Source organism: Shewanella inventionis (assembly GCF_014641855.1).
GTDB classification, from domain to species: domain Bacteria; phylum Pseudomonadota; class Gammaproteobacteria; order Enterobacterales; family Shewanellaceae; genus Shewanella; species Shewanella inventionis.
Window position 1 is genome coordinate 1 of the sequence record NZ_BMII01000072.1, and the last position, 7927, is coordinate 7927.

The 7927-nt window shown below is 42.2% G+C and carries 11 protein-coding genes; 4 read left to right on the forward strand and 7 right to left on the reverse strand.

Annotated elements, in window-relative coordinates:
- A partial coding sequence (locus IEW93_RS21245) for a helix-turn-helix domain-containing protein (RefSeq protein ID WP_188741201.1) occupies nucleotides 1-117 on the reverse strand: 117 nt, incomplete at its 3' end.
- Nucleotides 118-160: 43 nt separating this feature from the next.
- On the opposite strand from IEW93_RS21245, the gene IEW93_RS21250 reads away from it, so the two are divergent.
- Complete coding sequence (locus IEW93_RS21250) at nucleotides 161-415, forward strand: hypothetical protein (protein ID WP_188741202.1); 255 nt, start codon at nucleotides 161-163, stop codon at nucleotides 413-415.
- 63 nt (nucleotides 416-478) lie between these two features.
- Here the strand turns inward: IEW93_RS21250 and IEW93_RS21255 are convergent, their stop codons facing one another.
- From IEW93_RS21255 to IEW93_RS21265, 4 genes are all read right to left on the reverse strand, one after another.
- Complete coding sequence (locus IEW93_RS21255; protein ID WP_188741203.1) at nucleotides 479-874, reverse strand: helix-turn-helix domain-containing protein; 396 nt, start codon at nucleotides 872-874, stop codon at nucleotides 479-481.
- Complete coding sequence (locus tag IEW93_RS22175; protein ID WP_229706741.1) at nucleotides 871-1476, reverse strand: HipA domain-containing protein; 606 nt, start codon at nucleotides 1474-1476, stop codon at nucleotides 871-873. Before IEW93_RS22175 ends, IEW93_RS21255 begins: the two co-directional genes overlap by 4 nt.
- Entirely contained in the window at nucleotides 1449-2216 is a 768-nt protein-coding gene (locus IEW93_RS22180; RefSeq protein ID WP_229706742.1) for a hypothetical protein, read from the reverse strand. The genes IEW93_RS22175 and IEW93_RS22180 overlap by 28 nt, the downstream gene beginning before the upstream one ends.
- Nucleotides 2217-2412: 196 nt before the next feature.
- Nucleotides 2413-2652 (reverse strand): hypothetical protein, encoded by a 240-nt coding sequence (locus tag IEW93_RS21265; RefSeq protein WP_188741204.1) that lies wholly within the window; start codon nucleotides 2650-2652, stop codon nucleotides 2413-2415.
- A gap of 346 nt (nucleotides 2653-2998) precedes the next feature.
- Between IEW93_RS21265 and IEW93_RS21270 the strand changes: the two genes are divergently transcribed.
- The 3 genes from IEW93_RS21270 (at nucleotide 2999) to IEW93_RS21280 (ending at nucleotide 5965) form a co-directional block, all read left to right on the forward strand.
- On the forward strand, nucleotides 2999-3325 hold the full coding sequence (locus IEW93_RS21270; protein ID WP_188741205.1) for a helix-turn-helix domain-containing protein: 327 nt from the start codon (nucleotides 2999-3001) through the stop codon (nucleotides 3323-3325).
- Nucleotides 3318-4550: a type II toxin-antitoxin system HipA family toxin gene (locus IEW93_RS21275; protein ID WP_188741206.1), complete on the forward strand. Its 1233-nt coding sequence runs from the start codon at nucleotides 3318-3320 to the stop codon at nucleotides 4548-4550. The genes IEW93_RS21270 and IEW93_RS21275 overlap by 8 nt, the downstream gene beginning before the upstream one ends.
- 233 nt (nucleotides 4551-4783) lie before the next feature.
- Nucleotides 4784-5965 carry a molecular chaperone DnaJ gene (locus IEW93_RS21280; protein WP_188741207.1) on the forward strand — a complete coding sequence of 394 codons (1182 nt, stop codon included), beginning with the start codon at nucleotides 4784-4786 and terminating at the stop codon, nucleotides 5963-5965.
- A 377-nt stretch (nucleotides 5966-6342) separates the two neighbouring features.
- On the opposite strand, the gene IEW93_RS21285 is transcribed toward IEW93_RS21280, so the two are convergent.
- Nucleotides 6343-6660, reverse strand: a complete 318-nt coding sequence (locus IEW93_RS21285) for a HigA family addiction module antitoxin (protein ID WP_188741208.1) — start codon at nucleotides 6658-6660, stop codon at nucleotides 6343-6345.
- 10 nt (nucleotides 6661-6670) lie between these two features.
- Entirely contained in the window at nucleotides 6671-6985 is a 315-nt protein-coding gene (locus IEW93_RS21290; RefSeq protein WP_229706743.1) for a type II toxin-antitoxin system RelE/ParE family toxin, read from the reverse strand.
- Nucleotides 6986-7927: the final 942 nt, after the last annotated feature.

Genomic DNA, 7927 nt, shown 5'->3' on the forward strand with positions numbered 1-7927 from the left:
ATACTTTTCTTCATCAACCTTGGCATTCCAAATTAATCGAGCGCAACCCATCCACTGACTTAAGATCAACTTTTGATTAGATGTTGGGTTCGCCCGTAATTTGATACCGGTTAGCATACTTACCTTTTACTGTAATTATGTACAGTATCATGATAATGAAATGAATAGTAAAGTCAACATCGCTCGACTTGACTCGCAGCTAAAGCAAGCGAGATTGCATCGATCACTCGTTCAAACCGCAAAAGCCGTTGGCTTTGATACTTCAACTATGGCTGATATCATGAATGAGATAGCCAATTCAGTTGACTCAGTCATCACTAAAGTTAACTCACAGTTACCAAAAGATTTTCCAGTGCATATAAGGGATACAATTCTTGATGGCTTAAAGGATAGATCTAGACGTCTACTTAAATAGCAATTGGCTTCTTGTTTTAAAGACCAGGTTGCTTTTTTTCTCAGTTCCCACATCAAACTTTGATTACTCACTGCCAGAACCATCAGTTGCGCTTTGATAACTGATGATTTCACCTTGTAAAAACTTATCTCTTGGTAAGACTAATAACTCCAGTCCAACCCCCCTTAGGGCTTTGCCTAAAACTAATGCGCTAGCTTTCGATTTATCTCCCTCAATCTCAGATAATGCCTTCCTTGTAATGCCAACCATTTTGGCATATTGCTCTTGATTAGCGAATAGCATTTCAGTACGCAACCTCTGCAAGGCTTTACCCGTCGTGATCTGACTGGTAATAAGCTCAATGCAAATACTTTTCATAAGCTCATCTTTGACAGAGCTCGGCAATTTTTTACGCTTCGCAGCAAGTGGTAGTCGGCCATGACGATTATCTTGGGCTAACATTTTGGCTTTTTCTGTCATAGTAGTTTCCAAGTTTTGAATTTCTTCTCTAAATTTTCATACCCCATACTTGGGAAAGAGAGAATAGACTGGGGAACACCTCGGTTTCCCAGCCTTTGCTTGAGTTCCACTAATTCTATTGCTGTTTGAGCCAATGCATCTAAAAGGGCTTTTGGCTCAATAAGATCGGCAAGACTATTAGCGATTTTAACAAAGTCATATTGTCCACCTAATTCAAGGTCCGCCCCCCATATAAAAGTCCTTGATATCATTTCTGGATCGGCTTTCATGGGGGCAAAGTCGTAGATAGGCGCGAGGGATACGTGATTGTTTTGCTTGATGAATGACGTATTACGACCGTGATTATCGGAATTACCAAAAGCAATATTAAGCAAGTCCCTGCGAACCCACTCGATAACAAACGCGGCTATTCCATCCTCTACATCGAGAAACGTTGTAGTTTCACTGTTATCGCTTTTTAAAGTAAACACTTCTATCAAAGCGCGGATCACCTCGCCATGCTCCATCATAGTCGCTGGAGCAATATCTAAAACAGAGTAAACTGACTCCATACCAAGCAATTGCTGTTTATTGCCTATTGTTGCAACATCGAACCTTGGCAACCAAAGTGATGGACCTCGCTCTCTATCAACCGCATTTCATCAATGGGTATAGTATCGAAACCAAGCGCGTTAAGTTCGTGATAGAAGTGAAACTCAGCCCTTAAAATATCGTGGTCGATACTTGCGCTTCCTCTTGGAAATTTAACTAAGTATCGGGTGTCTACATTACTTGGATTATCTTGAAAGGTATCGATCCACACTCTGTCAGCTGGATCACAACGAAGAAGTAATTTAGGCGCCGCACCACCAGCACCAGACGCTCCGCCGGCAGCGGCTCCATTGGCTTGTGCGTATTCGATAAAGTCGACTTCAAGCCTACAGACATCCTCAACGCTAAACGTTACTGGTATTGGGTTCATAATAATAGCGGGTACCGACTCTTTCACCCTGATATTGCCTATCGGTGCGATAGTACCTTGAGATAACAGGATAAAATTCCTGGTAAGCTTATCTTCATCGAGCAAGCGCAGTGTTCGTAGCCAATATTTACGACTTGAGCCTGCGGGAATAATGTCATCTAAAAAACGAAACCAGTTTTTATTATTTCGATAGGGCATGGTGTCGTTTGGCAAAGAGACGCTGACTGCGGTTTCTGCAAAATCATCATAGTGTGCAAACACATGATCTGTTTCATAGTCCAGTCGACAAAAGTTTGAATCAAGGCGTTCTGCAAACTCGATAGTCGCAACATCATGCCACTCAAAAGCGTAGTTAATTTGAAGCGTAATTGCTTTAGGCATAATGCATCCATTTCGGTTCAATAAAGAGTGTAAAACTAATTTATTGAAACAATATTAGCACATAAAATAGCTATTACACTATTTATTGACACGATTTACGCTCAAAAAGTCAAGCGCCATTTTGTGACCACAGAACGCCCTAAGTAAAAGAGCATGATCCTAGTACAGCTAAGTACCAGATCTTGTGTCCTCACCTCTAGCTCAATAATTGCTCTTCATACTGGCAAACAATGTCAACTAAATTATCTAGTTCATTTCCCAGTCCTGTATCAGGTTTTGCATTCCATAATTGTTCAATTCGCTTCAAGGCTAACTTATGCTCGGCAGCATTCGAGATCTGGCATGCAGTTAAAATATCTCTGACACCAATACACAGATCTGAGCTTTTTTTGAGAAAAATCGCTTTATCTACCACGTCAAAAATATTACTGAACATTAACCCCTCGCAAGCACCTAAGTCTGGAGAATTTTTTATGGTTACTTTTTAACGTGTCTCAGAACCATGCTTCAACGGGTGATGGTGTGGTCCTGATGAAGCGGGATCACACCGAGCGAATGTGACTAAAGACTCGATCCTTAAAAACGAGGTATTTTGTAAGCTATTCTAATACTGTCCATTGGCCACCTGTTTACAGCAAGTGAGCGCGTTATGTTTTATCTATAATAATATATCGCTATACCTTTGTTGATGTGCAATAACTAATCGTTCTTGTGTTCTTTTGGCGAGAGTGATATGTTTTTATATATAATTTTTCTTCATTGATACATTAAGATATATTGAAATGAACTATGTAACAGAGCAGATATTAGGGAGCCTTCGAGACGCTCGGATACGTAAGGGGTTTAGCCAAAGAGAGCTGAGCGCTCGTTCGGGTGTACCGCAAAGCCATATATCGAAAATTGAGTCTGGTAACGTTGATTTAAGAATGTCCAGTTTGATCGCACTTGCCCGCGTACTCGACCTAGAGTTATTTGTCGCACCTAGAAAGACTGTTCCTGCAATTAAGTCGATCATTCGAAGTAGTAACGCGACTCATAATAACGGTCTTAGTGATGAAAGTGAGCCAATGTCGCCAGCATACCAGTTAGAGGAATACGACGATGACTAATAATGTCTCTACGTTAAACGTTTTGCTCTATGGTGAACCCATCGCAACGATCACTAATGTGGGCAATGACAGAACGCTATTTGCCTTTATGGATCCATACATTAATGATGGTTCACGGCCCGTGTTAGGGCTTGGTTTTAAAGATCCGCTAGGTGGCTTACTGACCCATTTCAAACCGACCCAAACCAAGTTAACCCCGTTTTTCTCTAATCTTTTGCCAGAAGAAACCATGCGCCATTACCTTGCAGAGCGTGCCGGTGTGAACCCTGCGCGGGAATTTTTTCTACTGTGGGTGCTAGGGCAGGATTTAGCCGGTGCGATCACGGTTGAAGCGGCCGATGGTGAAGCGCTGCCACCTAATGTGCATCAAGACATTGAAGATGATACGAAAGTTGAAGCGCCAATGCGTTTTTCATTGGCGGGTGTGCAGTTGAAGTTTTCAGCCTTACAACAAGTAAACGGCGGTTTGACCATTCCTGCTACGGGTAAAGGTGGCTCTTGGATTGTGAAATTGCCGTCGTCTCGATTTGAGGCTGTGCCAGAAAATGAATATTCGATGATGGAATTGGCTCGAATGTTGGGAATGGAGGTGCCAGAGACTCAGCTACTTTCTATTGACCAGATTGCCAATATTCCTGAAGGCGTCGGCAAATATGGCAATTCTTTTAAAAATGCTCAGGCCTTTGCGATAAAACGCTTTGACCGTGTTGATGGTCAAGCTGTACATATTGAGGACTTTGCACAAGTTTTTGGTGTCTATCCTCAAGATAAATACAAAAAAGCCAGTATGCGGAATATTGCTCAGGTTATTGGTATCGAAGGTCAAGATGAGGACATCGCAGAATTTACGCGTAGGTTAGTGTTCAATACGTTAATTGGCAATGCCGATATGCATTTGAAGAATTGGTCTGTGATTTATAAAGACAAACGCACCGCATCGATTGCACCTGCTTATGACTTTGTCTCAACCATTCCCTATATCCCTGATGATAGTGCGTCGCTCAAGGTTAGCCGTAGCAAAAAATTCAGCGATTTCACGTTGGATGAGTTATCACACTTAGCCGCTAAGGCCATGCTGCCAGAAAAATTGGTGTTAGATACCGCCAAGCAAACCGTAACAGGCTTTCATGAGGTATGGGCGAGAGAAAAAGCGCATTTACCACTTACCAAGTCGATGATTGAAGCAATCGAGAGACACCTACTAAGCATACCGCTACGCTTCTAGGTGTGAGGGCGTGACTTCGTCACTGCTAGACTCTCGACCCTCTGGCGAGCCTGCGAGTTTCTAGATATTAAGAATAGGGCGCTACGCTGCTAGGGCGGTGACAATTACTGTGCCCTGTACGTGGTTGTTACATCCATTTAGTCGCCAAAATCTAGCGTGAAGGTTGATGAAACGATATCATTATTGTTAATACATTTAATTAAATAAACATAAGTTTCACTTGGGTACTCTGCATGACATTAATGACCATTATCGATGACACAGCTCTTCATCAATCCAAAAAAAAGTCGCAAAAACTTGAAAAATTGTGGCAAGACGTCGAAAAAAAACAAACGCGTAATCAACGCTATCAAGCTAAGTTAGATGATTTTTATGAAGAGTTTAAACCGCTCATTGAGTCAAAAGAACACGTTGTTTGCAAAGCGACCGCAACGTGGATCCGGCATTTGTTGACGTTTGTGCCACGTAAAACGATTAAAGGTAACCAAAGGGAAACGCTTTATCATTGGATTCAAGAGGAATTAACCATACTTGAGGCAAATCCGTTTAATCCAATTAGTACGACTGAGCTGCGTGAGCATTTTACGTCATTATTGATTGATTATCAGTCGAGCATGCCAAAGCTAGATGTTAGTGTTGATGAACTTAAGGCGCTTCGAGAAGATCTGTTTGCCATGTTTGGTCAGTACTTGCCATTAAGCGACGAAGAGCTAATTGATATGATTCATCAACCTGAACGTTTTCAAGCGTATATGCAAGACATGATGAGCCAAGATATTCATTCTGATTCAGAAAATGAATATGAAGATGATTTTGAGTGGGATGGACCAGATTGGGACATGAATGATGACTTTTCATTTGGAAATGATGAGTCTGAATTACCGATGGACTCATCATTATTTGAAGACAAGGCAATGACGAAATTGTATCGACAACTCGCCAATCAACTTCATCCTGATAAAGAGCAAGATCCAGAGAAAAAAGCCTTAAAGAAAGACTTAAAGCAGCTGCTTTCGCAGGCTAAAAAAGATAAAGATGCGCTCTCATTACTGATGATGGCACAAGAACATCTACCCGAATATAAACTCACCGCAGATGATGACATGCTAAAGCGAATTGAGGGCGCATTGCATTCAAAAATTGCATTACTGAATCAAGAGCATCAATTTATGCAGCATGGTAACGACATTAAATCAGAAATTTGGCGTCGTTTTGGTGGTGGATCTAAGGCATCGCGTGCAAAAACGTTGGAACAATATGGTGCATTGTTGATTGTTGAATCTGAAGCGTTATACGCTAAGATTAATAGTCTGACTACGGTACAGGCTTTACGTAAACAGTTAAGTCAACGGGCCCATCAGCGACAGTTGAACGATATGATGGGTTTTGAGATGTTTGAAGATTTTCTGGATTAGATTTTGCTGGTCGAGATGCCATTGCTGCGTTATCAGTGTTTGGCATGCTCACTTGATCTATTACTATGAGGTCTTAATCCAAACCACTTTAGACCTAGTTAAAGGGTCTATAGTGTTCACGGTTGTTATCCCAGTCCCTCCTTTTCATTAATGATTCAAACGCACTGCCATCAAAGCGTGACGCATTGGCCACATAAGGTGCGTAGACATCAAACAGTAATCGCGTGTCACAGTGCCCAAGCTGTTAAGGGTTCTAAATGAACCGCCCTCGGCAACATGCTCCTGCGTTGCTCTACCTCCTGAATCCATTCAGTCGTGTGCGGAGCCGCATGCAGGGTGGTGTGGGGGCTGGAGGCTAGATACCTCCGGCTACCCGATTATGTACGTGCGCTTTGTTCCAGCGAAACAAACAACGGTTTTACAAACTTTGCTTCTTCTTGATAAAGATTTCTCGTATCCCAAAGATCAACTGCATGTTGAATGTTAAGCCAAAATTCTGGTGTGTTGCCTAATGCCGCTGCTAACTTGATTGCTACCGGAGCTGTTAACACACCACCATTAATCAAATTACTCACCGTATTTCTGTGTACGCCCATCGCTTCAGCGAGCGCTTTTGATGTGATGCCCATAGGTTCAAGAAATTCAACTTTTAACATTTCCCCAACGCTAACTGGACGACGTTTTGTCTTACGCATAGTCGTTACCTCAATACTGATGTGGGTCTAAGTAAGTATTTAGTGCAACACCATCAACCCACTGAAAAATCAAACGATACTGTTTGTTCACTCGAATTGAACACCAACCTTTAAGATTTCCTTCAAGATGTTCAAAACGATTACCCGGTGGAATTCTTAAGTCTGATTCAGCTTGAGCTGCATCTAAGATTTCTAGCTTCCGAAATAGAGCATTCTCTATGCTACTTGGAATTAAACGATGTCGTTTATCATCCTCGTAAAACTGCTCTAACCACTTATCTTTAAATTCTAATGGCATTGCAACTTGCACTGTCCCATTGTGCATCCATAGACAAAGACTAACGCATAATGACACTGTGCACAAGTTTGATTTGTAGGAAGGATTTCAGAAAAGTACATAACGACTAGCTCACCGGCAAAATAAAGCGGAGCGAGAAACGAACGCAGCTTATTTTGTCCGAGTGCAGCGCCTTGTGTACGCCCAGCATGGGCATGAACTAATGAGGTGAAAGTCCTCTGTAGGAAGGTCACCGTTACTCTTTCTAAAAGAGAATAACATACTGTTATTAAACGTTAACTACTAGCGAATGGCAAGGGCTTAATCGCAAGGTTTGGTCTGGAGGAAGCCGCTAGCCTTTTTATTGATAAAGAATGCGAGCTGATGAACAAGAACATCATATGAGGCGTAGGCTAGAGGTGAGTTGGCAGGGTCTGCCCCGCGAAGCAAGGGTACAAGACGACGAAACCACGTGATCTAATGGCCACCGTAAATGATGCAGCAGTGCAAAGAAAGTTCATGTTCCTTCTCTACCAATAAAGAGTGGGGAGATCTGTTTAACACGCGATCGGTCATTAACCAGTAAGGCTCTGGTCTATAAGTGCCTTGGCTTTTCAACTTCATCGACAGAAAAGAGCGAACTAGATGGAAACCGGTAGCGCATGACGGGGTAACTTGGCATGTGATTAAGCAGAAGTCAGCAGACGGCATACGACTGCATGGATGCAGGAGGTAGGTGAGCTTACGGCAGCATGGCGTGACATAAGTAATAAAGCAAAAAATCTGGTTTCTTAAATTTCAGGCACGGCAATACTTAGGCCACTGGCCCAAGCATTGCTTGATTATGAGCGGTTTATTATTGCTATTGGTCGAGATAATTCCAAGGTAGGTATTTTTCAGGATGCTTTTTTGCATCATCCGCATCTCGTTGCAGTCGCGTAAAGTAATCAAATACATTGATGCCTGCTTCATTGCCTGTTGCTATCATCG

Excerpts from the sequence above, each read along its gene's own strand:
- IEW93_RS22180 (WP_229706742.1), bottom strand. The coding sequence starts at position 2,216 with ATGCCTAAAGCAATTACGCTTCAAATTAACTACGCTTTTGAGTGGCAT.
- IEW93_RS21280 (WP_188741207.1), top strand. The coding sequence starts at position 4,784 with ATGACATTAATGACCATTATCGATGACACAGCTCTTCATCAATCCAAA.
- IEW93_RS21290 (WP_229706743.1), bottom strand. The coding sequence starts at position 6,985 with ATGCACAATGGGACAGTGCAAGTTGCAATGCCATTAGAATTTAAAGAT.
- IEW93_RS21255 (WP_188741203.1), bottom strand. The coding sequence starts at position 874 with ATGACAGAAAAAGCCAAAATGTTAGCCCAAGATAATCGTCATGGCCGA.
- IEW93_RS21265 (WP_188741204.1), bottom strand. The coding sequence starts at position 2,652 with ATGTTCAGTAATATTTTTGACGTGGTAGATAAAGCGATTTTTCTCAAA.
- IEW93_RS21270 (WP_188741205.1), top strand. The coding sequence starts at position 2,999 with ATGAACTATGTAACAGAGCAGATATTAGGGAGCCTTCGAGACGCTCGG.
- IEW93_RS21275 (WP_188741206.1), top strand. The coding sequence starts at position 3,318 with ATGACTAATAATGTCTCTACGTTAAACGTTTTGCTCTATGGTGAACCC.
- IEW93_RS21285 (WP_188741208.1), bottom strand. The coding sequence starts at position 6,660 with ATGCGTAAGACAAAACGTCGTCCAGTTAGCGTTGGGGAAATGTTAAAA.
- IEW93_RS21250 (WP_188741202.1), top strand. The coding sequence starts at position 161 with ATGAATAGTAAAGTCAACATCGCTCGACTTGACTCGCAGCTAAAGCAA.